The sequence below is a fragment of the Kitasatospora sp. P5_F3 genome (genome assembly GCF_054049135.1).
This window is the reverse complement of record NZ_JBFUMY010000076.1, coordinates 18,518-42,575: the sequence shown is the minus strand read 5'-3', so window position 1 is coordinate 42,575 and position 24,058 is coordinate 18,518. Positions and strand designations below refer to the sequence as shown.

General features: G+C 71.3%; 18 protein-coding genes, 1 tRNA gene and 1 pseudogene. 8 read left to right on the top strand and 12 right to left on the bottom strand.

Annotated elements, in window-relative coordinates; genetic code table 11:
* Positions 1–38: 38 nt before the first annotated feature.
* The 9 genes from kdpC to kdpB (ACXJMZ_RS30950) form a co-directional block, all read right to left on the bottom strand.
* Positions 39–668 carry a K(+)-transporting ATPase subunit C gene (gene kdpC, locus ACXJMZ_RS30990; protein WP_457033346.1) on the bottom strand — a complete coding sequence of 210 codons (630 nt, stop codon included), beginning with the start codon at positions 666–668 and terminating at the stop codon, positions 39–41.
* Positions 669–682: 14 nt separating this feature from the next.
* Positions 683–2,794 (bottom strand): potassium-transporting ATPase subunit KdpB, encoded by a 2,112-nt coding sequence (gene kdpB, locus ACXJMZ_RS30985; RefSeq protein ID WP_457033345.1) that lies wholly within the window; start codon positions 2,792–2,794, stop codon positions 683–685.
* A complete protein-coding gene (gene kdpA, locus ACXJMZ_RS30980) occupies positions 2,794–4,455 on the bottom strand; it encodes a potassium-transporting ATPase subunit KdpA (protein ID WP_457033344.1) in 1,662 nt (553 codons plus the stop codon). Before kdpA ends, kdpB (ACXJMZ_RS30985) begins: the two co-directional genes overlap by 1 nt.
* A 2-nt stretch (positions 4,456–4,457) precedes the next feature.
* Positions 4,458–4,547: a K(+)-transporting ATPase subunit F gene (gene kdpF / locus ACXJMZ_RS30975; RefSeq protein ID WP_057230172.1), complete on the bottom strand. Its 90-nt coding sequence runs from the start codon at positions 4,545–4,547 to the stop codon at positions 4,458–4,460.
* Positions 4,548–4,827: 280 nt separating this feature from the next.
* A complete protein-coding gene (locus ACXJMZ_RS30970) occupies positions 4,828–6,816 on the bottom strand; it encodes an APC family permease (protein WP_457033355.1) in 1,989 nt (662 codons plus the stop codon).
* 223 nt (positions 6,817–7,039) lie between these two features.
* The gene (locus tag ACXJMZ_RS30965; protein WP_457033343.1) at positions 7,040–8,893 is read right to left on the bottom strand and encodes an APC family permease; all 1,854 of its coding nucleotides are present in this window, start codon (positions 8,891–8,893) and stop codon (positions 7,040–7,042) included.
* A gap of 194 nt (positions 8,894–9,087) precedes the next feature.
* Positions 9,088–9,453: a hypothetical protein gene (locus ACXJMZ_RS30960; RefSeq protein WP_457033342.1), complete on the bottom strand. Its 366-nt coding sequence runs from the start codon at positions 9,451–9,453 to the stop codon at positions 9,088–9,090.
* Positions 9,453–9,995 (bottom strand): universal stress protein, encoded by a 543-nt coding sequence (locus tag ACXJMZ_RS30955; RefSeq protein ID WP_457033341.1) that lies wholly within the window; start codon positions 9,993–9,995, stop codon positions 9,453–9,455. The genes ACXJMZ_RS30960 and ACXJMZ_RS30955 overlap by 1 nt, the downstream gene beginning before the upstream one ends.
* A gap of 122 nt (positions 9,996–10,117) precedes the next feature.
* Positions 10,118–12,262 (bottom strand): potassium-transporting ATPase subunit KdpB, encoded by a 2,145-nt coding sequence (gene kdpB / locus ACXJMZ_RS30950; protein ID WP_457033340.1) that lies wholly within the window; start codon positions 12,260–12,262, stop codon positions 10,118–10,120.
* A gap of 345 nt (positions 12,263–12,607) precedes the next feature.
* On the opposite strand from kdpB (ACXJMZ_RS30950), the gene ACXJMZ_RS30945 reads away from it, so the two are divergent.
* Positions 12,608–12,943: an SAV_915 family protein gene (locus ACXJMZ_RS30945; RefSeq protein WP_457033339.1), complete on the top strand. Its 336-nt coding sequence runs from the start codon at positions 12,608–12,610 to the stop codon at positions 12,941–12,943.
* Entirely contained in the window at positions 12,940–13,317 is a 378-nt protein-coding gene (locus ACXJMZ_RS30940; RefSeq protein WP_457033338.1) for a hypothetical protein, read from the top strand. The genes ACXJMZ_RS30945 and ACXJMZ_RS30940 overlap by 4 nt, the downstream gene beginning before the upstream one ends.
* Here the strand turns inward: ACXJMZ_RS30940 and ACXJMZ_RS30935 are convergent.
* A complete protein-coding gene (locus tag ACXJMZ_RS30935; protein ID WP_457033337.1) occupies positions 13,309–14,574 on the bottom strand; it encodes an MFS transporter in 1,266 nt (421 codons plus the stop codon). The two genes, ACXJMZ_RS30940 and ACXJMZ_RS30935, sit on opposite strands and share 9 nt — an antisense overlap.
* 72 nt (positions 14,575–14,646) lie before the next feature.
* Here ACXJMZ_RS30935 and ACXJMZ_RS30930 point away from each other — a divergent pair, with 72 nt between their 5' ends.
* The 3 genes from ACXJMZ_RS30930 (at position 14,647) to ACXJMZ_RS30920 (ending at position 18,314) form a co-directional block, all read left to right on the top strand.
* A complete protein-coding gene (locus ACXJMZ_RS30930) occupies positions 14,647–15,636 on the top strand; it encodes a GlxA family transcriptional regulator (RefSeq protein ID WP_457033336.1) in 990 nt (329 codons plus the stop codon).
* Positions 15,637–15,712: 76 nt separating this feature from the next.
* Positions 15,713–15,789 (top strand) — tRNA-Pro (locus ACXJMZ_RS30925).
* The gene (locus ACXJMZ_RS30920) at positions 15,780–18,314 is read left to right on the top strand and encodes a hypothetical protein (RefSeq protein WP_457033335.1); all 2,535 of its coding nucleotides are present in this window, start codon (positions 15,780–15,782) and stop codon (positions 18,312–18,314) included. The genes ACXJMZ_RS30925 and ACXJMZ_RS30920 overlap by 10 nt, the downstream gene beginning before the upstream one ends.
* Before the next feature lie 564 nt (positions 18,315–18,878).
* Here ACXJMZ_RS30920 and ACXJMZ_RS30915 read toward each other — a convergent pair.
* Positions 18,879–19,409 (bottom strand): ArsR/SmtB family transcription factor, encoded by a 531-nt coding sequence (locus tag ACXJMZ_RS30915; RefSeq protein ID WP_457033334.1) that lies wholly within the window; start codon positions 19,407–19,409, stop codon positions 18,879–18,881.
* A gap of 357 nt (positions 19,410–19,766) precedes the next feature.
* Here ACXJMZ_RS30915 and ACXJMZ_RS30910 point away from each other — a divergent pair, with 357 nt between their 5' ends.
* Positions 19,767–20,414, top strand: coding sequence for an O-methyltransferase (locus tag ACXJMZ_RS30910; protein WP_457033354.1), 648 nt, complete (start codon positions 19,767–19,769; stop codon positions 20,412–20,414).
* A 527-nt stretch (positions 20,415–20,941) separates the two neighbouring features.
* Positions 20,942–22,492 carry an RICIN domain-containing protein gene (locus ACXJMZ_RS30905; RefSeq protein ID WP_457033333.1) on the top strand — a complete coding sequence of 517 codons (1,551 nt, stop codon included), beginning with the start codon at positions 20,942–20,944 and terminating at the stop codon, positions 22,490–22,492.
* A 159-nt stretch (positions 22,493–22,651) separates the two neighbouring features.
* Here the strand turns inward: ACXJMZ_RS30905 and ACXJMZ_RS30900 are convergent.
* Positions 22,652–22,843 (bottom strand): annotated as a pseudogene (locus ACXJMZ_RS30900) (hypothetical protein); the annotation flags it as partial.
* Positions 22,844–23,019: 176 nt separating this feature from the next.
* Here ACXJMZ_RS30900 and sigJ point away from each other — a divergent pair.
* Positions 23,020–23,988, top strand: a complete 969-nt coding sequence (gene sigJ, locus ACXJMZ_RS30895) for an RNA polymerase sigma factor SigJ (protein WP_457033332.1) — start codon at positions 23,020–23,022, stop codon at positions 23,986–23,988.
* Positions 23,989–24,058 lie beyond the last annotated feature (70 nt).

Here is a 24,058-nt window from a genome sequence, read left to right as displayed (position 1 = left end):
CCTGGGCAGGGTCGGTCCGTGTCACTCGGTTGCCGGTGTCACTTCAGCTCGCTGAGTGCCCGGTTGAGCTCGACCACGTTGACGTGCTCGTCGCCGAGGAAGCCGAGGGTGCGGCCGGTGGTGTGCTTCTCGACCAGCTTGGCGACCTGGTCGGCGGGGAGCCTGCGCTCCTTGGCGACCCGGTTGACCTGCTGCTTCGCGTAGGCGACCGAGATGTCCGGGTCGAGGCCGGAGCCGGAGGCGGTGACCGCGTCGGCGGGCACGCTCGCCGCCTCGACACCGTCGAACTCCGCGATCGCGGCCCGGCGCTCGGTGACCGTCTTGGTCAGGTCCTCGCTGTTGGGGCCGAGGTTGGAGGCACCGGAGGCGTTCGGGTCGTAACCGCCGGCCGAGAAGCGCGGCTGGAACCACTTCGGGTCCGGCAGCGCGGCCTCGTCCGCGTCGTCGGGGTTCTTCTTCGGGAGGTTGAAGTTCTGCCCGATCAGGCTCGAACCCACCTCCTTGCCATCGGACTTGACGACGGAGCCGTTCGCCTTGCCGGCGAACGCGACCTGGCTCAGGCCGGTCACCAGCAGGGGGTAGGCGAGACCGAGGATCACGGTCATCACCAGCAGCATCCGCAGCGCGGTCAGGTGGTTGCGCACGACGTTGGGCAGTGGCTTGGACATGGTCTGCGCTCCTTTCAGCTCAGGCCGGGGATGAACTGGACGATCAGGTCGATCGCCTTGATCCCGATGAAGGGGACGATGAGACCGCCCAGGCCGTACACCCCGATGTTCCGGCGCAGCAGCGAACTGGCATCGGAGGGGCGGTACTTGACGCCGCGCAGGGCGAGCGGGATGAGGCCGATGATGACCAGTGCGTTGAAGACGATCGCGGAGGTGATCGCGGACTGGGGGCTGTGCAGCTGCATGATGTTCAGCTTGTCCAGGCCCGGGTAGACGGTGGCGAACATCGCGGGGATGATCGCGAAGTACTTCGCAACGTCGTTGGCGATCGAGAAGGTGGTCAACGCCCCACGGGTGATGAGCAGTTGCTTGCCGATCTCGACGATCTCGATCAGCTTGGTGGGGTTGGAGTCCAGGTCCACCATGTTGCCGGCCTCCTTGGCCGCCATGGTGCCGGTGTTCATCGCCACGCCGACGTCGGCCTGCGCGAGCGCGGGGGCGTCGTTGGTGCCGTCACCGGTCATCGCGACCAGCTTGCCGCCCGCCTGCTCCTTCTTGATCAGCGCCATCTTGTCCTCGGGGGTGGCCTCGGCGAGGAAGTCGTCCACGCCCGCCTCCTCCGCGATCGCCCTGGCGGTCAGCGGGTTGTCGCCCGTGATCATGACGGTGCGGATGCCCATCCGGCGCAGCTCGTCGAACCGCTCCTTCATGCCCTCCTTGACCACGTCCTTGAGGTAGATGACCCCGAGCACGCGCGGGACGGCGGCACCGATCCTGGTGGCGACCAGCAGCGGGGTACCACCGGCGGCGGAGATCCCGTCGACCAGGTCGGCGACGTCGCGGCCGACCGTGCCGCCCTGGTCGGTCACCCAGGACGTGACCGATCCGGCGGCGCCCTTGCGGACCAGGTGCATACCGTCGGCCTCGTCCAGGTCGACGCCGGACATCCGGGTCTGCGCGGTGAACGGCACCCAGGTGGCGTGCTTCAACTCGCCCTGGGCGCGGGCCCGCAGGCCGTAGCCGGTCTTGGCCAGCACCACGATCGAGCGACCCTCGGGGGTCTCGTCGGCGAGCGAGGAGAGCTGGGCGGCGTCCGCCAGCTCCTCGACCGTGACTCCGGAAGCGGGCTGGAACTCGGCCGCCTGGCGGTTGCCCAGGGTGATGGTGCCGGTCTTGTCCAGCAGCAGGGTGTTGACGTCCCCGGCGGCCTCGACCGCGCGGCCGGACATCGCCAGGACGTTGCGCTGCACCAGCCGGTCCATGCCCGCGATGCCGATCGCGGACAGCAGCGCGCCGATGGTGGTCGGGATCAGCGCGACCACCAGGGCCACCAGGACGATCATCGACTGCGGGGCACCCGCATAGGTGGCCATCGGCTGCAGGGTGCAGACCGCGATCAGGAAGACGATGGTGAGCGAGGCGAGCAGGATGTTCAGCGCGATCTCGTTCGGCGTCTTCTGCCGGGCGGCGCCCTCGACCAGGGCGATCATCCGGTCGATGAAGGTCTTGCCGGGCTCCGAGGAGATCTTGACCACGATCCGGTCGGAGAGCACCTTGGTGCCGCCGGTGACCGCCGAGCGGTCGCCGCCCGACTCCCGGATGACCGGGGCGGACTCGCCGGTGATCGCGGACTCGTCCACGCTGGCGACGCCCTCGACCACATCGCCGTCACCGGGGATGGTCTGGCCGGCCTCGATGACCACGTGGTCGCCGAGCCGCAGCGCGGTGCCGGAGACCTCCTCCTCGGCCTGCGAGGTGGGCCAGTTGACGAGGCGTCGGGCCACCGCGTCGGTCTTGGTCCGGCGCAGGGTCTCGGCCTGCGCCTTGCCACGGCCCTCGGCGACGGCCTCGGCCAGGTTGGCGAAGATCGTGGTGAGCCAGAGCCAGACGGTGATCGCCCAGGCGAACACGGACGGGTCGGCGATCGCGGCGACGGTGGTGACCACCGAGCCGACCTCGACCACGAACATGACCGGGTTCTTGATCATGACGCGCGGGTCGAGCTTCTTCACCGCGTCGGGGAGCGAGGCGACGATCAGCTTCGGGTCCAGCAGGCCGCCGGAGACTCTGTGCGGCGCTGCGGCCTCGGCCTTGTCGGCCGGAGCGGGGGTAAGGGTGGACGACATCAGTGCAGACCTTCCGCGATCGGCCCAAGAGCCAGGGCCGGGAAGTAGGTGAGGCCCACCACGATCAGGACGACGCCCGACAGCAGGCCCACGAACAGCGGCTTGTGGGTGGGCAGGGTGCCCGGAGTGGCGGGAACGGGCTGCTGCTGCGCGAGCGAACCGGCCAGCGCCAGCACGAACACCATCGGCAGGAACCGGCCGAACACCATGCACAGCCCCAGCGCGGTGTCGTACCAGTCGGTGTTGACGGTGATACCGGCGAACGCGGAGCCGTTGTTGTTGGACGCGGAGGTGAACGCGTACAGCACCTCGGAGAAACCGTGCGCCCCCGAGTTCAGCATCGAAGCCCGCTCACCCGGCAACGCCATCGCGATGCCGGTACCGACCAGCACCAGGGTCGGCGTGGTGAGGATGTAGAGCGAAGCGAACTTCATCTCCCGCCCACCCAGCTTCTTGCCCAGGTACTCCGGAGTGCGACCGACCATCAGACCTGCCACGAACACCGCGACGATCGCCAGGATCAGCATCCCGTACAGACCCGACCCGGTACCGCCGGGCGCGATCTCACCGAGCATCATGTTGAAGATCGTCAGACCACCGCCGAACGGCGAGAACGAGTCGTGGAACGAGTTCACCGCACCCGTCGAGGTGAGCGTGGTGGAGGCGGCGAACAGGGAGCTGGCGGCGATGCCGAAGCGCTGCTCCTTGCCCTCCATCGCGGCGCCGGCCGCCTGCGCGGCGGTGCCGGCGTGCTGCGCCTCGAAGAAGGTGATCAGCGCAGCCGAAGCCACCCAGAACAGGCCCATCACGGCGACGATCGCATACCCCTGGCGGTTGTCACCGACCATCTTGCCGAAAGCACGCGGCAGGGCGAACGGGATCACCAGCAGCAGGAAGATCTCCAGCACGTTGGTGAAGCCGTTCGGGTTCTCGAACGGGTGCGACGAGTTGGCGTTGTAGAAACCGCCACCGTTGGTACCCAGCTCCTTGATGACCTCCTGCGAGGCCACCGGACCACCCGGAATCGACTGCGTGTCACCCGCCAGCGTGGTCAGCTCGTGGAAACCGTGGAAGTTCTGGATCGCACCGTTGGCCACCAGGACCAGCGCGAAGACGATCGACAGCGGCAGCAGCAGACGCAGCACGATCCGGGTCAGGTCCACCCAGAAGTTGCCGACCCGGTCCGTCTTGTTCCGGGTGAAGCCCCGGATCAGGGTGGCGACGACGGCGATGCCGACAGCGGCGGAGACGAAGTTCTGCACCGCCAGGCCGGCCATCTGCACCAGGTGGCCCATCGCGGCCTCGCCGCTGTAGGACTGCCAGTTGGTGTTGGTGACGAACGAGATCGCCGTGTTCCAGGCCTGGTGCGCCTCCATCTCGGGAACCCCGAGGCTGAGCAGCAGGTGGGTCTGGAGGCGGATCAGGGCGTAGAGGAAGAGGATCGAGACGGCCGAGAAGGCCAGTACCGACCGGAGGTAGACCGGCCAGCGCTGGTCCGCGTCTGCGTCCACGCCGACCACCTTGTAGAGGCCGCGTTCGACTCTCAGGTGCTTGGCGGAGGTGAGGAGCTTGGCGATGTAGTCGCCAAGAGGGCGGTAGCAGAGAGCCAGCGCGCCCACCAGGGCGACGGCCTGCAGCCAGCCCGCGAGTGTTGAGCTCATGGTCAGAACTTCTCCGGGTAGATCAACGCCACGATGAGATAGCCGACGAGCGCGACGGCGACGATGAGACCTGCGACGTTCTCGGCGCTCACAGCTTCTCCACCCCTCGCGCGATCAAGGCGATGACGGCGAACACGGCGACCGTGACACCGACGAAGAACAGATCGGACATTGGCTCCACCAGAGCGGTTCAGGACCTGGCCGTGGATCGGCCCTCACGGGCTCGCACGGCACCGGCGGCAGACCGGCTCGGTCAGCAAATCAGCCGGTCCCGGCCCTAAGGCGTTCCCTGACGCCGTCCATACGGATGAATCGGCAACCTTGACGCAGCCTTCCCCCCCCCCCCCCCCCCCCCCCCCCCCCGACGGTACGTCAGACCTGCTCCGGCTCCGGGACCTTCTTGGTCGACCTGGCCGGTTCGCCACGCCGCACCGCGCCCGGCGCGCGGCGGGCCGGACGGTCGGCGCGAGGCGCGGAGGAGAGCTGCCAGGGCACGCTGATCACCATCACGCCGGGCGTGAAGAGCAGCCGGCTCTTCAACCACAGCGCGGACTGGTTGTGCAGCAGGTTCTCCCACCAGTGGCCGACCACGTACTCCGGGATGAACACCGCGACCACGTCGCGCGGGCTGCCCCGGCGGACGCTGCGGACGTACCCGACCACCGGCTTGGTGATCTCCCGGAACGGCGAGTCCAGCACCTTGAGCGGCACCTGGACGTCGAACTCGTCCCACTGCGACCGCAGTTCGGCCGTGGAGTCCTTCTCCACCTCGACCGTCAGCGCCTCCAGGGTGTCCGGCCGGAACGCCTGGGCGTAGCCGAGCGCGCGCAGGGTCGGCTTGTGCAGCTTGGAGACCAGCACGATGCCGTGCACCTTCGACGGCCGGACGGACTCCTCGCGCGGGTCCTCCACCGACAACTCCTCGGCCACCCGGTCGTAGTGGCGCCGGATGCCGCGCATCATCACCCACAGCGCGAGGGCCGCGAGCACGGCCAGCCAGGCGCCCTGGGTGAACTTGGTCATCAGCACGATCACCAGCACCAGACCGGTCACCACCGCGCCCAACGCGTTGATCACGCGGGCCCGCTGGGCGGTGCCCCGTACGGTGCCGTCCGTCTCGGTGGCCAGGAGGCGGTTCCAGTGCCGGACCATGCCGATCTGGGACAGCGTGAAGGAGGTGAAGACACCCAGGATGTAGAGGTGGATCAGGTTGGTGACGTTGGCGTCGTAGAGCCAGAGCAGTCCGCCGGCCACCACGGCGAGAGCGATGATGCCGTTGGAGAAGGCCAGCCGGTCACCACGGGTGTGCAGCTGCCGGGGCAGGTAACGGTGCTCCGCGAGGATCGAGGCCAGCAGCGGGAAACCGTTGAACGCGGTGTTGGCCGCCAGGATCAGGACCAGCGCGGTGGCCGCCTGGATCACGTAGAACAGGATGCTGTCGCTGCCGCCGAACACCGAGGCCGCCAGCTGCGCGATCACGGTCTGCTGGGTGTAGGTGGAGCAGTCACCGCTCAGGCCGGTGAGCTGGCAGACGTCGTCGACGTAGTGAACCTTCGAGATCAGCGCGAGCGCAGTCACGCCGACGAACATCACGACCGCGGTGATGCCCATGACCGCCATCGTGGACGCGGCGTTCTTCGACTTCGGGGACCGGAAGGCGGGCACCCCGTTGGAGATCGCCTCCACGCCGGTCAGCGCCGTACAGCCGGAGGCGAACGCACGCAGGCCGAGCAGCAGCAGGCCGAGCCCGGCCAACGTGTCCTTGCCGTGCTCCGGGGTGATCCCGTACGCCGCGCTCTCCGCCACCGGGGAATCACCGAAGATCACCCGGATCAGACCGGTAGCGATCATCAGCAGCATCGCGCCGATGAAGAGGTACGTCGGCGCGGCAAAGGCGTTGCCGGACTCCCGTACACCGCGCAGGTTCATCGCAGCCAGAATCGCCACGAACCCGACCGCCAGGAGGACGCGGTAGTCGGCGAGGCCGTTGAAGGCCGAGATGATGTTGTCCACGCCCGAGGCGACCGAGACCGCGACCGTCATCACGTAGTCGACCAGCAGCGAGGCGGCCACCACCAGGCCGGCGTTGGGCCCGAGGTTCTTGGAGGCCACTTCGTAGGAGCCGCCACCGCTCGGGTAGGCGTGCACCACCTGACGGTACGACAGCACCACGACCACCATCAGCGCCACGACCGCGAGCGCGATCCAGGGCGTCAGGTAGAGGAAGGCGGTCCCGCCGACGGTGAGCACCAGCAGGATCTCCTGGGTGGCGTAGGCCACCGAGGAGAGCGGGTCGGAAGCGAAGATCGGCAGCGCCAGCCGCTTGGGGAGCAGGGTCTCGCCCAGCTCCTCGCTGCGCATGGCCTTGCCGATCACGAGGCGCTTGAGCGCCTGGGGCAGATTGAACACACGGGCGAGCGTAAGGCGCGGGGGGATCTGCCGCAGCGGGCCGAAAACCCCGCCGGACCCACTGTTTGCGCAGGTCGGGCAGGGTCTTCGGCAGTGTCAAGGGCCCGTTAGGACAAGCGTTAAGGGATCGTCAAGATATCCGGGACGAATGTCGCATAGCACTTATATCGGGTGATTACATACGCAGCCTGAGCCGGCAGACGACCGCGTCCGTGTGGCGGCGCAGCGCGCGGTCGATCACCGCCCCGCGCTGGTTCTGCAGCGCCCGCTCCCACAGACGGGCCGGCTCGACCTCGGGGATCAGGACGGTGATCCGGTCGTACGCGTGCTCGGAGCCGAGCTCGTTGACGAAGCCGACCAGCGGGCGGCCGAGCCGTCGGTGAGCGTCGGGGATCTCCACCAGCGGGACGCCGGGGTGCCAGAGTTCCCAGTCGCGGCGCAGCGCCTCGGCGCTCTGCCGGTCCTCGGGGTCGGGCGCGGTGTGGACCACCGTGACGGCCAGTACTTCGTCGCCGAGGGAGACGGCGGCGCTCAGCGCGTCACGGGTCAGCCGGGTGATGGCGTGCACCGGGACGACCACCAGGGAGCGCTGCCGGGTGACCGGTCCGGGGATCCGGCCGAGCTCCAGCCGGGCGCCGATCCTGGCGTAGCTGCGGTGGATCAGTTCGAAGAGCAGGACCAGCAGCGGCAGGGCGAGGCAGATGCCCCAGGCGCCCTCGGTGAACTTCGTGCCCGTCACCACGACGGCCGCGACACCGGTCAGCAGAGCGCCGAAGCCGTTCAGCAGGGCCTTTCCGCGCCAGCCCGGGTTCTGCTCGCGGTGCCAGTGCCTGACCATGCCGACCTGACAGATCGTGAAGCCGACGAAGACCCCGATCGCGAACAGCGGCACCAGGCTGTTCACGTCGCCGCCGGAGCAGACCAGCAGCGCGGCCGAGACCAGCGCCAGGAACAACACCCCGTGCCGGTGCACCTGGTGGTCGGCCCGCAACGCGAAGACGTGCGGCAGGTGGTTGTCCCGGGCTAGCAGGCGCATCAGCACCGGCAGCCCGCCGAAGGAGGTGTTGGCCGCCAGGCCGAGCAGGACCACGGTGGCGAACTGCACCACATAGAAGCCGAACCCGTGGCCGAGCGAGGCGTCCGCCAACTGGGCCAGCACGGTGACCCCTTCGACCGGCTGGAGGTGGAACCGGCCGATCAGCACGGCCAGCCCGATCAGCATCACGCCGAGCAGGGCGCCGAGCGCGACCTCGGTGTGCTGGGCGCGCTTGGCGCGCGGGGTGCGGAAGGAGGGGACGGCGTTGGCCACCGCCTCCACCCCGGTCAGCGCCGAACAGCCGGCCGCGAAGGCCTTGAGCAGCAGCAGGGCACCGACGGCGGTAGCGTTGCCGGCCAGCGCGGAGGCGTGTCCGGCCGCGGCCTCGGTGCTCACGGGGGCGTCCCGGAACAGGCCGACCACGACGATCGCCAGGATCGAGGCGACGAACACGGCGGTCGGGGCCATGAACCAGCGGGCCGACTCCGCGATCCCGCGCAGGTTGACGGCGGTCACCAGGACCAGCACGCCCAGGCAGAGCCACACCCGCTGCTCGTAGAGGGAGGGGAAGGCCGAAGTCAGGGCGGCCACCCCGGCGGTGACCGAGACCGCGACGTTCAGGATGTAGTCGATCACCAGCGAGGCCGCCGCCGTCAGAGCGGTACGGCGGCCGAGATGCGCCTTGGCCACCGCGTACGACCCGCCGCCGTCCGGGAACGCCGCGATCACCTGGCGGTAGGAGGCGACCAGGACGGCCAGCAGCACCGCGATGGCGACCGTCACCGGCAGCGTGAAGCCGAGACCGTACGAGCCTGCGGCCGCCAGCACCAGCACGATCGACTCGGGGCCGTACGCCACCGAGGCCATCGCGTCGAGCGATAGCGCGGCCAGACCGCCGAGTGCGGTCAGCTTGTCCCGCTGCCGCTCCGCTGAGCCGTCGGTATCCGGGGGCTCCGCCGTGGCCGGCTGCTGGGTGTGGGTGACACCGGACATGGGCTCTGGACCTCCTGCTGAGAACGGACTCCCCTGATCCTGGCCTCGCCCGGCCCCGCGTCCACCGGCCCGTACGCATCCTTGACGCCACCCGCCCGCACCCTGACGTGGTGTTGACACGCCCGTTCGGTGCGGGCACCGTGCGCGGCGAGCAGCCGGGCGGTCTCCCGGCCGATACCGGAGGAGACGCCGGGTCAGCCCGCGCTGGGCCGGGCGGCGACCAGCGAGGCCAGCAGCGCGGCGACGGCGAACAGGCCGAACCTGGCGCCTTCGACGCTCGTACCACCCCAGGCCAGGGTGGCGTGGCGGTGCACCACGAAGCCGTTGAAGAACAGCCAGCCCGCCCCGGCGACCAGGGGCGCCGCGAGCGGACGAGAGGCCGCACCGAGCGCGGCACACAGCACCGCGAAGGCCCCCAGCGCGAACCAGGTGTCGCGCAGCTCCCCCAGCACGGCCAGCACGGGCACCAGTGCGGCTGAGCCGGTCAGGGCAAGGGAGCCCGCCATGCCCACCGGCAGACGCTCCGCCACCTGGCGGGTCAAATCCGGTCCGCTGTCCATCAGTTGACCGGTGCCGGAGCGCTCGGCAGGTGCCAGAGGTTCCGGCGGTGCAGGGCCTCCAGCTCGCGTTGGAGGGTGGGCTGGGGCACCACCAGGGTCGGGCAGGCCGCGCGCTTGACGCAGTACGCCGTCACCGAGGGCCGCAGCCCGCGCCGCAGCCAACTGCCGCTGCCCGCGCCGAGCACCAGCAGGTCGTCCGGGCGGTCGGCGGCGTGCACCAGGACCGGGCCGGTGTCGCCGCGGACCACGTGGGCGGACAGCCGGACGTCGGCGGGTGCGCCGCCGAAGGCTCCGTCGAGGGCCTCGGTCAGGCGGGCCTCGGCGCAGTCCCGCCAGGCGGCCAGCAGCGGCGGGCAGGGCGCGAGGCGGTAGCCCTGCTCGCCGCCCTGCGGGAGCCAGGCCAGCACGGCCAGCACCTCGCGGTCGGTCCGGCGGCCCTCCTCCACCGCGCGGTGCAACGCGGCCAGACTGCCGAGCGATCCGCTGACGCCGACCACGATCCGGCGTGCCCGGTGCTGGTCGATGCTGTGCCCGTCCGTCATGTTCGCCCCTGTTCCGTTCGGTTGGTCGCCCCAGCCAAGCCCCTGTGCGGCCGGTTCGGCCGACCGTTGACGGCTTCCTGACGGCGGGAGCGGGGTTCCCAACGCGTCTCTGACGGGGTCGGTCACAGGCCGGGGACGAACTGGACCAGGAGGTCGATGAGTTTGATGCCGAGGAAGGGCAGCACCAGTCCGCCGAGGCCGTAGACCCGAAGGTTGCGGCCCAGCAGGTCGGAGGCCGAGGCGGGCTTGTAGCGCACTCCGCGCAGGGCCAGCGGGATCAGCACGACGATGATCAGCGCGTTGAAGATGACCGCCGAGGTGATCGCCGAGGTCGGGCTGTGCAGGCCCATGATGTTGAGGTGGTCCAGCCCCGGGTAGGCGGCCGCGAACATCGCGGGAATGATCGCGAAGTACTTGGCGACGTCGTTGGCGATCGAGAAGGTGGTCAACGCCCCACGGGTGATCAGCAGTTGCTTGCCGATTGCGACGATCTCGATCAGCTTGGTGGGGTTGGAGTCCAGGTCCACCATGTTGCCGGCCTCCTTCGCGGCCGAGGTTCCGGTGTTCATCGCCACCCCGACGTCGGCCTGCGCCAGCGCCGGTGCGTCGTTGGTGCCGTCACCGGTCATCGCGACCAGCTTCCCGCCTTCCTGCTCGGCCCGGATCAGGGCGAGCTTGTCCTCGGGGGTGGCCTCGGCGAGGAAGTCGTCCACCCCCGCCTCGTCGGCGATCGCCCTGGCGGTCAGCGGGTTGTCACCGGTGACCATGACGGTGCGAATGCCCATCCGGCGCAGCTCCTCGAAGCGTTGCCGGATGCCGTCCTTCACGATGTCCTTGAGCTGGATGACGCCCAGCACCCGGGCACCGTGCCGGTCGTGGACGGCCACCAGCAGCGGCGTCCCGCCACCCGAGGCGATCACCTGGACCACGTCGAAAGCCTGCTGCGGCACCTGGCCGCCGCGCTCGTGCACCCAGGCCGAGACCGCTGCCGCCGCCCCCTTGCGTACCAGGATGACGGTGCCGTCCGGCCAGGTCAGGTCGACACCGCTCATCCGGGTCTGCGCACTGAACGCGACGAACTCCATCCGCCCGAGCTCGCCCGGCGCCCGCTCGCGCAGCCCGTACCGCTCCTTGGCCAGCACCACCACCGAGCGACCCTCCGGAGTCTCGTCGGCGAGGCTCGACAGCTGGGCCGCCTCGGCGATCTGACCACCCGTCACCCCGGCCAGCGCCACGAAACGCACTGCCTGGCGGTTGCCGAAGGTGATGGTGCCGGTCTTGTCCAGCAGCAGGACATCCACGTCCCCGGCCGCCTCGACCGCGCGCCCCGACATCGCCAGGACGTTGCGCTGCACCAGCCGGTCCATGCCCGCGATGCCGATCGCGGACAGCAACGCGCCGATGGTGGTCGGGATCAGGGCCACCATGAGGGCCACCAGCACGGTGGTGCTCTGCTCGGCCCCGGCGAAGACGGCCATCGGCTGGAGGGTCACCACGCTGAGGATGAAGACCACGGTGAGCGAGGCCAACAGCAGGTTGAGGGCGATCTCGTTCGGGGTCTTCTTCCGCTCGGCGCCCTCGACCAGCGCGATCATCCGGTCGATGAAGGTCAGCCCCGGCTTGGAGGTGATCCGCACCACGATCCGGTCGGACAGCACCCTGGTACCGCCGGTGACGGCGCAGCGGTCCCCGCCGGCCTCCCGGATCACCGGGGCCGACTCCCCCGTGATGGCCGACTCGTCGACGGCCGCGATGCCGTCCACCACGTCACCGTCGCCGGGGATCGTCTCCCCCGCCTCCACCACCACGAAGTCGTGCAGCAGCAGTTGCTCGGCCGGCACCCGCTCCTCCCGGAAGTCCTCGAAGCCGACCCGCCACCGGTCGATCCGCCGGGCCACCGTCCCGGTCCTGGCCTTGCGCAGCGACTCGGCCTGTGCCTTGCCCCGGCCCTCCGCCACCGCCTCGGCCAGGTTGGCGAACACCACCGTCAGCCAGAGCCAGAGGCTGATCAGCCAGGCGAAGACGCTGGGTGAGAGGACCGCCGACAGCGTGGTCAGGGCCGAGCCGACCTCGACCACGAACATCACCGGGTTCCTCACCATCACCCGGGGGTGCAGCTTGCGCACTGCCTCCGGGAAGGCGGTGACAAGCTGCTTCGGGTCGAACAGGGCGCTGGTGGACCGGTGTTGACGGTCCACCGGACGGTCCACCGGACGGGCGGGCGACGGTGCGGTGACGGGGTCCTTCTCAGGAGCCAGGGGAGGCATGCGGCTGACCTTCTGCAGGTGGGCCGGCACACGGGCGACCGGCATGGGCGGGCCCAGCCAACAGGGTGTTGCGCCGGTCGTCCGCCGACCCTGACGAGTTCCTGACGGAGCGCCAGGCGGGCTTGACGCAGCCCTGACGCTGCGGTCCCGCCGGCCCCTCGGTTCACCCGCCCGGAGCATGGTGGCGTCAAGGGCCTGTCAGGAGTCGGCCCCGGCCAGTCAACGAACCGTCAGGAACGGCTGCCGCCCGCATGATCCGGCTAGCGTCGGAGACCTCTCCAACCGTCGCCCGAGTCGCACCACGACCCGCCGCGCTTCGCCGTCCGTCCCCTAGGAGTGCACGTCGTGACCAGTACCGACCCGGCTCCCCAGGAGCCCGCCGAACCTCGCACCCTGCTGCACGTCCCCGTCCGGTCCACCGGGACGGGCTATGCGCTGCGGATGTTCACGCAGCGGGACGGCAGCCGCTGCGCCGTCGCCTTCAGCTGCCCCGCCCGGGTGACCGCCCTGCTCGGCGCCGGCCAGCGCTCGGTGCCGCTGGCCGAGCCCGCACTGCGCGCGCTCGCCGAACCACTCGGCGCCACCGTCCTGGTGATCGACCCTCAGCTGGTCGCCCCACCCGTCGCGCCGGACCGGGCGGTCGACACCTCAGCCCTCCGTACGCTCCAGCAGCAGTGGTGACCGCCGCCTCGCCGGGGCCCGGCCKGCGGCTGGTCACCTCGCCCGCCCACCCGGCCGCGCCCAGGCCCCTGCGGGCGGTGGCACGGGTGAAATGCGGGCCGGCCGTACCGGACTTCGAGCAGTTGGCTACCCGGATCCCCGCCATCCAGTGGGGCCTGGCCCTGGCCGGTGACGCCGACCTTGAGCTGCACCTGGCCTGCGTGGACCCGCAGGAACTCCGCGAGGTCGTCGCCGCACTCCGGCTGGCCGGAGCCGCCCGGGTCCAGGTCGAACTGGTGCTGCGCACGCTGCTGCCCGTACCCGGCGCACCCGCCCGCACGGCTCGTCGCCGGTCCGCTCGAGAACACGGTGCTCCAACTGATCGTTCAGAATGAGTTCGGCCCGGCGCGGCGCAGCGTGCGGACCGCCGGGATCGCGAGCAGTGCCAGGCAGCCGGCCAGGCAGGCGCCCGCCGAGATCAGCAGCAGCCGTTCCGGGGCGGCCAGCGCGAGGGCGGGCCCCGCCAGCAGCTGGCCGAGTGCGATGCCGGACACCGAGCCGGCCAGCTCGTACGCGGAGACCCGGTTGAGTGTCGCGGCCGGGGTGTGGGTCTGCACGCTGGTGGCCCACATCACCGACCAGAACGCCAACCCGCCGCCGCCGACGAGGTGGCCCGCCAGCAGCACCGGCAGGTCGGCGCCCAGCGCCAGGCCGAGCGGCAGCACGGTGTAGAGCATCATCGCCGCCGCGCCGGCGGCCAGCGGCCGGGCCGGACGCAGCCGCATCGCCAGCAGGCCACCGAGCACCGTTCCCAGGCCGAGGAAGGAGACCGTCAGGCCATAGGCGTTCGAGCCGAGCCGAGCGCCGACCAGCGACGAGCCCAGCGGCACCAGCGGGCCGAAGAGCAGCACGCCGAAGCCCACCCAGATCAGGATCACCGCCCACATCCAGGTGCGGGCGCGGAACTCCAGCCAACCCTGACGCAGCTCGCGACGGAGTGAACTATGCTTCGGGTGAATGGAGTTGATGCCGGTCGGTGCGCCGACGGGGGCGACCCGGACGAGCGCCAGGCAGAGGGCACTGAGCGCGAAGGTGCCGGCGTCGATCGCGTACACGGCCCCGGCGCCGGTGAGCGCGATCAGCAACCCCGCCAGGGCCGGGCCGAGCAGCTGGGCGATCGCGTCGGCCACCTTGAGCGTGGCGTTGGCGCGCTGTGGCTCACGGGCGACCGACGGGACCATCCCGTTCGCCCCCGGCAGGAACATCGCGACGGCCGCACCCGCCAACGCGGCCGTGGTCACCAACAGCCAGAACGGCGGCGGCCCGGCGAAGAACGCGGCGGCCAGCACCCCCTGGGTGAGCACCCGGGCGAGATCCGCGCCGACCATCATCCGACGCGCACCGAACCGGTCGGCGAAGGCTCCGCCGAACAGGACCAGGAGGACGAACGTCCCGGTCCAGGTGCCGAGGACGACGCCGACCCCGGAGATCCCGTAGAGCGCTCCGACCGCGAGCGCGGCGGCGACCGGCATCATCGCGTCGCCGAGCAGCGAGACCGTGCGGGCCGTGAAGAAGAGGGTGAAGCGCCGGTCCCACAGCGGGGGACGGGCGGTGGGCGGAACGGTCCGGATCCGAGCATGCGTCGTGGTCACAGGATCAGATCCTGGTCCGGACCACTTGGCCGTCCCAGTGTCCTGAACGACATGATGGGGTACTTTCGCGCCATGACGCCTCGTTCGCTGCCGAAGTCCCCACCGCCGCACCGGGTGGTGGCCCTGTTGCAGCCGCCGCAGTCGACCTTCCCGCTGGCCTGCGCGACCGAGGTGTTCGGCGACCACGGCCTGGCGACACCCGCCCGCTACGCGTTCGAGGTCTGCACCGAACACCCGGGCCCGGTGCGTACCCAGTCCGGTTACGACCTGCTGGTGACAGCCGGGCTGGAAGCGCTGGAGCGCGCGGACACGGTGGTGGTCCCCGGCTGGCAGCAGGCTCCCGGCACCGAGGTGTCGGCGGCGGTCGTCGAGGCGGTCCGCCGGGCGCACCGGCGCGGCGCCCGGATCGTCAGCATCTGCTCGGGTGCCTTCGTACCCGCTGCCGCCGGACTGCTGGACGGGCGGCGGTCCGCCACCCACTGGGCGCAGGCCGCCGAGCTGGCCGCCCGGTTCCCGCAGGTCCTGGTCGACCCCGCGGTGCTCTACGTGGACCACGGCGACGTCGCCACCAGCGCCGGGTCGGCGGCCGGTGTGGACCTCTGCCTGCACCTGGTGCGCACCGATCACGGCGCCGCGTACGCGATGCGGACGGCCCGTCAGATGCTGATGCCGCCGCACCGCGAGGGCTGCCAGCTGCAGTACGCCGAACTGCCCACCTCAGGACCGGTCGCCGACTCACTGGCCCCGCTGCTGGAGTGGCTGGGCGCCCGGCTGGACCAGCCGGTCAGCGTCGCCGAGATGGCGGCGCACTCCCAGGTCTCGGCCCGCACGCTGACCCGGCGCTTCACCGAGCAGTTGGGCATCAGCCCCGGTCGCTGGCTGCTGGACCGGCGGCTCGCCGCCACCCGGGCGCTGCTGGAGGAGACCGACCTGCCCGTGGAGACCATCGCGCACCGCGTCGGCCTCTCCTCGGCCGTCAATCTGCGCAGGCGCTTCCACGAGGCCCTGCGCACCACACCCGCTGCCTACCGACGCACCTTCCGCACGAGTGAGGCCGGATAGGGCCGAGCCCGGCCCGGTCGTCCCCGGAGATATCGCGTTGCCCACTCCCGGGGCCGCTCCGTAGGGTGCCGGGCAGCGGCGTGTAGCTCAGTCAGCAAGAGCACCGGACTCGGGATCCGGAGGGCGCGGGGGCAGGACCCGCCATGTCGGCCATGGACATCAACGCTGATCAGCAGCACCCGACCGGCACCGTCTCCGCCGGCTACGCCCACGGGCAGTTGGCCCGGGCCTTCGTGACCGCGCTCTCCCACCCCGACGCCGCCACCCGCTCGCGGGCGGAAGACCGCCTCGACCGGTGGCGGGCGACCCTGGCCGGCATGAAGGACGGCAGCCTGCGGATCGGAAGCCGGACCCCGGTGGCCGGTCTGCCCGCCTGGGTCACCCCGGAGGTACTGCAGGGCGGATTCGCCAGCGGCCGGGCCTGCGCCGAGGGACCGCTCCAGCCGTACGAGGCCGAGGCCTGCCGGGCGGCCGCCATCCCGGCGGACCGGGCCGAACTGTTCGCGCACTCGCTCACCGAGGCCGGGCTGGCCCGACTCTGGGAGCTGCTGGACAGCGGGCGTTACCGGGTGACGGTGCCGGAGGAGGCCGCGCTGCTCACGGTGGCCTGGCTGGTCCGGGCCGGTGAGCAGGACGCCGCCGTCGAACTGGTCGCCGTACTGGCGCCGTTCGCGGCCCGGCTGCGGTTCACCCCGCCGACCGGCGACGGCCCGCCGCCCGGGACCGACGCCGTGCACCGGCAGACCGTCGGGGACACCATGGCCGCCCTGGAGCGACGCGGCCCGAACCGCTCGGTGGAGACCCAACGCGAGGCGATGACGGTCTGGCTGCCGTTCTCCGACGAGCTGCTGGCGCACTGGCTGGAGACCGCCAGGCCGACCGGCCGGGTGGGCAGCCACGACCCGGGTCCGCACTGGCACCAGCAGGGGGCCGAACTCCTGGGCCGGTACCGCCTGTTGGCCGCCGAGCACCCGCTCTGCGGCAAGCACCGCAATCCCCGGAAGAACCTCGGCGTGCTCCGCTCCGCACTGGAACTGACCGTCGCCGGGGCGGAGTTGCCCGCGCGGACGGCCGGACTGCTGCGGTGCGCGGTCGAGTCGATGGTGCAGCGGCGCGGTCTGCCCGGCTCCGAGCAGCACACGGCGCTGCGCCGGATACAGGCCGAGCAGGCCGCCCGGCCGTCCCACCACGCGCTGGCCCAGGTGCTGCTGGCCCGGCTCGCCGACCTGCCCCGGTCCGACGGACTGGCCGATCCGGCGGCCCTGCTCGCCGTGACAGGACCGACCGATGGCCGGGCCGGCGGTATCCCGGTCGGCACCGCGTTCCCGTCCGCGCTGCACAGGCCGGTACTGGCCGCCACCAGCGCCCCGGTCGAGACGTTGATCGACCGTGGTCTGGTGCAGTCGGCCGAGGTACTGGCCGGGCTGGCAACGCAGTTGGCCGCCGCAGCCGAGGCGGACGCGCACCGGGACCACGCGCTCGGCGCCCTGGCGGCGGCCCACCACCGGGCGTTCGCCGGACGGCGCTCGCTGCTGCTGCTCGACCACGCGCACCAGGTACGGGCCGGGGAACTGCCCTGGGTACGGGCGATCGAGCCGCACCGGGGTACCGGCGGTGACGCGGGCGGGCGTGAACTCGCCCTGCTGCGGCGGCTGGGCGGCTTGGCGGTCAATGCCTTTCCCGGCACCATCCTGCCCAACCCGCTGGTGAGCGAGCTCGCGGCGCTGGCCCGGCGGGCCGACCTCGGCGTGCCGTTCGTGGAGGAGCTGGCCGCCGACATCTTCATGGGCAGCTTCACCCCGAAGTACCTGGCAGCTGCCAAGGTCGCCGCCGACCTGCTCGAAGGGACGCTCTACGAGCGGTACTTCGGCATCGACTACGCGGCCGTGCGCGCGATGCCCGCGGACGAGTCGGTACGCGGCCGCCGCTCCGCCACCTCGTCCGGATTCTCCGCCCTGTGCGGACAGCGGGCGGGCCGCCCCGCGTCCTCCTGGTCGGTGGCGGGCAACGGCACAGTCATCGAGCAGGCCCAGATCCTCACCACCCACAAACCTGGCCACCCTGGTCGGGGCCGTCGGGATCACCCCCGCCGACGGGTGGGAGGTGCTGGCCCGGCGCGCCTTCGACACCACCTGCCGGCTGGTGACCCGGGCCGGGCAACTCCCGCGCCCGCTGGCCACCGTGAAGAACGCGGCCTTCGCCTGGCGGCAGACGCTGTTCCACCTGTCGCTCTGCGCACCGCAAGCCCGCGAGGCGGCCATCGACTCGTTCATCGCGGACCACCCGACCCGGCTCACCCCGGCGGTGACCGGGCTGGTCCTGGTCGCCGCCGGCGGGGAGTTCGAGGACGACGGCACCGCCGAGGGCGGCACCGCGCACCGCCTGCTCGGGTGGACGGTCGGGCCGCACCGGCTGTTGTCGTAAACGGCTCGCTGCTACGTCACTTCTTTGTGCTGAAGACTTGGAGCTGGGCCGTGGCCTGGGCCTCGACGGCCAGTTGGGCACCGATCACGACCTGCGGGGAGCCGATGTCCTTGGCCGGGCAGAAGCGGGCGTCCTTGACCGGGACGGAGACGATGATCGCGCCCTCGTTCCGGTACAGGGCCAGCTGGTTGCCAGTGGTGCAGGCGGCGTTGGGCGCGGTCGGCGGGGAGGAGAGCCAGCTGACCGCCTGGTAGAGCGACTCGCCCGGCTGGAGCACGGTCGCCTTTGCCGGGTCGGTGACGAACTGCACATCGCCCAGCACGCCGGTGACCAGCTTGGTGAAGGTGCCCGCCCCGTCGGTGCGCACGTCGGCCGGGCCGTACAGCTTGCACGGCTTCTTGGAGACGTTCGTGAGCTTGATGACGCCGGACCATCGCGGGGAGGCGCTCTTGTCCAGGTTGGTGAGCACGCCGGTGACGTCGCTCTCCTTCTCCGAGCCGCCGCAGGGTTCGGCCGCGGGTGTGCCGGTCGAGCCGGGCGTCGAGGTGGTCGGGCCGCCGCCGGGGCTCGCACTGCTGCCGGCCGCGGGCGCGGTGGCGGAGGCCTTGGAGTCACCGGCCGCCACCGGGGTCTTGGCGGAACTGCAGGCGGTCAGCGCGAGGGCCGCGCAGGCCAGGGCGGTGGCGGCGGCGAGATGACGCTTCTTCAAAGAGGGCTCCCGGGACGGTGGACGGCCCGCTGCACAGGCGGGCTCACCTCCTGCACGTTCCGGGCGGGCGTTCGGTTGCACCCGGGTAGGACTTTCTGTCGGTGTTCCGTCAGCCGCCGTCCGTGGCGAGGCGGGGGATGTCAGCGCGGTAGAGGCTGACGAGCAGCCCGAAGGGCTCGCCGTGGGCCGGGTCCTGGGCAGGGTGCGGGGCGCTGGTCTCGATCGACCGGGCGAGGTCGCGGGCCTGCTCGGGGGTGAGCCAGAGGTGGCTGAGGCGGGTGTGGGTGGTGTCGTCCTGCTCGGGCAGCATCTCGGCGAGGGCGGCCTCCACCAGGAAGCGGGCACCGCCGCCCTGGTCCTCGGGGAGTCGGAAGCCACGGCTGACCAGGGCGAAGTACTGCTCGGTGCCACCCCGCACCTGCCGAGTCTCGGCGATCCGGACCAGTCCGGCCTCCTGGAGGACGCGGACGTGGTGGCTGACGGTGCCCTTGGCAAGGCCCGTGGCCTCGGCCAACTGCCGCAGGGTGGCCGGGCGTTGGCGCAGCGCGTTGACCATCCGGTGGCGGGCGGGGTGGCCGAGCGCTTTGAAGTGCGCGGGAGAGTCCAGCACCAGCGGCTCGTCGTCCTCGGGGCGTTCCATGCGCAAAGTGTCCATGGAACCCAACGCTTTGACAACCAGGCTCGCCGGGCCGCAGACTGCTCGCATCAAAAGCGTCTGCATTTCTCGACGCTTATCTCTCCTCCGAAGGGAAGCACCGTGCCCATCTCCACCGCCCGGATCGCCACCGACCAGGCCGACCTCCTCCGCGCCACCCTCACCGTGGACGGGCTCGGGCCGGCCGGTGGCACCTGCACGTTCACGGTCACGGCCGACGCCCTGGAGCTGACCGCCACCGCCCCCGACCTCGGCTCCCTGGAGGAGATCCGACGCACCGTCACCCGGCAGCTGGACGGGCCCTCGGTCATCGAGTGGAGCAGCCCGTACGACGGGGACAGCGTGGAGACCACCCACCCCGTGGCCGCCGAGTACGTGCTCGCCCACTGCACCCCCGCCGACCAGGTGCTGCGCGATCTCGAGGCCGAGACCCGGACCCTCACCGGCGGGGCCTCCCGGATGCAGGTCTCGCACGACGAGGGCGCGTTCCTGACCATGCTGACCCGGCTGGTCGGCGCCCGCCGTGCCGTCGAGGTCGGGGTCTTCACCGGGTACTCCTCGCTCTGCATCGCCCGCGGCCTGGCCGACGGCGGCCGCCTGCTGGCCTGCGACGTCAACGAGGAGTGGGGCTCGATCGCCCGCCGCCACTGGGAGCGGGCCGGCGTCGCGGACCGGATCGACCTGGTGATCGCCCCCGCCCTGCAGACCCTGCGCGCCCTGCCGGCCGAACCCGAGCTCGACCTCGCCTTCGTGGACGCCGACAAGGCCGGCTATCCCGCCTACTACGAGGAGCTCGTCCCCCGGCTCCGCCCGGGCGGCCTGATCGTGCTGGACAACGTCTTCCTCGGCGGCCGCGTCCTCGACCCGGCCTTCGACGGCGCGGACCACAGGGCGGTCCGCGAGCTCAACGCCTTCGTTGCGGCCGACCCCCGGGTGGAGGCGGTCATGCTGCCCCTGCGCGACGGGGTGACGGTCGCCCGCAGGCGCTGACCTGGCTGCCGACTTCGGCTCACCGGGCTGCGCGGCTCCCGGTCGCCACCTCCTGAGCTGCCGCGCGCTCCGGCAAGCGGGTCACCCCGCCCAGCGCCAGCAGGCTCAGGCCGAACATCAGGACGCCCAGGGGCAGATGGAGCGCCGGCTGGTGCGCGACAAGGCGCTCGCGCCCGGCCGCGAGGGCCCCGCGGACCGCAGGGGCCCGATCGCCGCGGAAGGCGCGCGTCAGTGGCAACTCGTGCCGTGCCCCGAACGGGTGAAACGCACCGTGCCACAGGCATAGGCCGGCCAGTGCTGGCAACGGCTCCGCCGGTGAGAGCCCGCCGCACGGACCGCAACGGGTCATGTGCTGGGACTCGCCGGTGGAAAACTGGACCCGCATCGAAACGCCGGTAGTCCAGGGCGACTTGGCAACGTCACCCGCTGGCCCGGCGTTTCGTCGCGCTCGTGACCGGCCGGCCTGATCGCATGCCTTCGGCCCGCACCGGCAGGACCTTGAACCACCCCCTTCTGAGAGGACCCCTGTGGCTATCGGAATTCGGCTGCCTCGCGGCTTCGCCGCCCTGAGCACCACCTTGCTCGTCGCCGTCGGCGCCGTTCCGCTGACGGCGTCCAGCGCTGCAGCCGTGTCCCCCATCTGCCTGAGCGGCAAGCTCCAGTACGACTACCAGTCCGCTGAAGCCGGCCGGGGCAAGCCCACGTTGACCAAGCCGGTCCGCAACGCGAACATCCAGCTGTGGGGCAAGGAGAAGTCCACCGACGCCCCACGCCAGCTCACCGCCGACTACCAGTACACCGCCGTCGCCGACGGCGGCTTCAACCTCTGCTACACCCCCACCACCACGTCGATGAGCAGCCTGTGGGTGCGGTTCAGCACCGAGAGCACCAAGCTGTGGAAGGTCAGTGACGGCAACGGCGCCGTGTACACGTTCGACTCGCCCACCAGGACGGACCTTGCCGCCAGCGCCGACCTGGGCACCCTCAAAGCAACCAACGCCAGGGCCTGGCACGCCTTCGACACCGTCAACCTGCTGTGGTGGGCGCGCAACAACCCCGTCAGTGACTGCTGGTCCACCCACGAGGCGAACAGCGACGCCTGCACCGAGCTCAACATCAGGTGGACCGCCAACTCGGCCGACGGCCCGTACTACGACCTGGCCAACACCGTCCACCTCGCCGCCGGCGACCCCGACTCCGAGCACACCGTGCTCCACGAGGCCGGCCACTTCTTCCAGCACCGGCTCTACGACGGGCAGTTCCCCGCGGTCGCCGGCTGCAACCCGCACTTCATCGACAAGGCCAGCTCCGGCAGCTGTTCCTGGACCGAGGGCTTCGCCGACTCCGTGGCCGCCTACCTCCTGAAGGACTACCGCTACGTGTGGTCCGACGGCAGCAGCCAGAACTTCACCTACACCACCGGCTGGCACACCGGGGACCAGGTCCAGGGCAACGTGGACGGCGCGCTGCTGGACCTGTGGAACAACGTCGACGGCGGCTGGGACCGCACGATCAACGTGATGACCGCGCGCAAGCCCGCCACCTTCGCCGACTACTTCAAGACCGGACGGCCCACCGCCAACCCCGCCCTGTCCACCACCGGTAGCGCACTCACCACGCTGGCCGCCCACGCCATCAACTACGGCCCCACGCTCGTGGACGACGGCCGCACCCACGTCCTCACCAACGGCGGCGGCCTGGCCCTGGAACGCTCCGACCAGTGCGGCGCCTCTGGCAGCTCCCCCGCCGTCCTCGCCACCTACGACACCACCCGCACCAAGCAGCGGTGGACGCTCCGGACGATTCCGAACGGCGCCGTGAGGCTCATCGACGGCTGCCCGGACGCGCTCGTGCTGACCGCACCCAACAGCGCCGGCGGCCAGGCCGTCCTGCGGGCCGTCAACTCCTCCAACCCCGGGCAGGAGTGGAAGGTCACCCAGAACAGCAGCGGCACCTACACGATCACCAACCCGGCCACCGGATACACCCTCGACAGCACCGCCGTCACCCCCGGCGCCGCCGTCACCGCCAACCCGGCCGCCACCGCCAACACCCAGAACTGGGCCGCCCTCAACTGACAACCGGCAGCAGCGCCCGTGCTCCCGACGTGAGGCACGGGCGCGAAGTCACCGGCGGTAGGCCTCACGTCAGTGGATCCACGGGACAGCGTCCGCGCAGCCCTGACCAGGACCGACAYWRTGTCGGTCTGACCAGCCTCATTTGGTCGGTTGGCCCAGGATGTGCCGGGGCGAGCCGCCGCCCGGCTTCCACACCAGGATCGCGGCGAGCACGTACAGCATCGAGGCGCCGTACATCACCCGCGCTCCGGCGCGGTGCGGCGCCTCGCCGTAGGAGATGGACAGCAGCAGTCCGGCGCTGGCGGCCTGGCGCATGACCGTCAGGGTCTGCAGGGCGATCCCGACCCGCAGGAAGTCGGCCTGCCGAGTGCTGCCGTGGTCCGTGCGGCCATCATGTGGTCCCTCCCGTCCGCCTCACGACGGTGATCGGTAGTGTCTCGGTAGTCCGACGACGTGGGCCCGCGAACTGTGCGGCGAGCTGCCGGGGTCGGACGTCGGCGAGCAGAAATCGGGGAGCGGTCGCAGCCATGAGTACGTCCGAGGCAGTACACGACCGCCGGTCCGAAGCGGTCCTGAGCGCGGTCGTCGGCGAGCGGGGCCACCTGACCAATCTCGCCTACCGGCTGCTCGGTTCACTCGCCGAGGCCGAGGACGCCGTGCAGGAGACCTACACCCGCTGGTACGCGATGTCGCCGTCCCGGCAGGCAGCCATCGCCTCGCCCGGCGCCTGGCTGACCACGGTGGCCGGCCGGATCTGCCTGGACGTGCTCGGCTCCGCGCGGGCCCGGCGCGAACGCTACGTCGGCGCCTGGATACCCGAGCCGCTGCCCGACCGTACGGAGTGGTTCGGCGGGCCGGCGGGCGGCGGTTCTTCGGCTGATGATCCCGCCGACCGGATCACCCTGGACGAGTCGGTGAACATGGCCTTCCTCGTCGTCCTGGAGTCGATGACGCCGGCCGAACGCGTGGCGTTCATCCTGCACGACGTCTTCCGGTACCCCTTCCCCGAGATCGCCGACATCGTCGGCCGGACCCCCGCGGCCTGCCGCCAGCTGGCGACCTCGGCCCGTCGGCGGGTCCGCGACGCCCGGACCCCGGAGGCTCCGCTGACCGGACAGGCCGCTCTGGTACGGCAGTTCAAGACCGCGTGGGAGGCCAAGGACATCAGGGCCCTGGTCGACCTCCTCGACCCCGACGCCACGATGACCGCCGACGGCGGCGGCATGGTCGGCACCGTCCTGCGTCCGGTCGAGGGCAGCGCGCTCATCGCCCAGTACCTGATCCACATCGCCGACATCGCCCCCGGCCTGACGCTCCTGGAGCGGACGGTCAACGGCCGGCCCGGTCTGGTCGCCCAACTGGCCGGTGTCACCGTGACCGTGGCCGCGTTCAGCCTCACCGACGACCGCATCACCGGCATCTGGGCGGTCCGCAACCCGGAGAAGCTCCGCCCGTGGACCGAGAACGCGTACGAGAACGAGACCGACCCCAGCTGACCTGGCCCCTGGCCCGGGAGTGCCCCAATATCGGTACCCATGGAGACTCCACCTGCGGCACCCCGCACAC